The 202-nt window shown below is 51.0% G+C and carries 1 protein-coding gene; it reads left to right on the top strand.

Annotation, left to right across the window (positions count from 1 at the left end; translation table 11 throughout):
• On the top strand, nucleotides 1-202 hold a 202-nt coding region (locus FDX22_RS27195), incomplete at both ends, for a sulfatase-like hydrolase/transferase (RefSeq protein ID WP_146718057.1).

Raw genomic sequence — 202 nt, 5'->3', positions numbered from 1 at the left:
AAAGGAAAACGTAAGAACCTCACTATTGTGGTGCTCGGTGAAACGTCACGCGGCGACAACTTCTCTCTGTCAGGTTATTCACGTCAGACCAATCCGTTGCTGGAAAAAGATGATGTCGTTTATTTCCCGCATACAACGTCCTGCGGTACGGCGACAGCCGTTTCCGTTCCCTGCATGTTCTCCGACATGCCACGAGCGCATT

It is taken from the genome of Citrobacter sp. TBCS-14, from assembly GCF_005280805.1.
GTDB classification, from domain to species: domain Bacteria; phylum Pseudomonadota; class Gammaproteobacteria; order Enterobacterales; family Enterobacteriaceae; genus Citrobacter; species Citrobacter gillenii.
The sequence above is the reverse complement of the archived record's forward strand: the minus strand, read 5'-3'. Positions and strand labels throughout refer to the sequence as shown.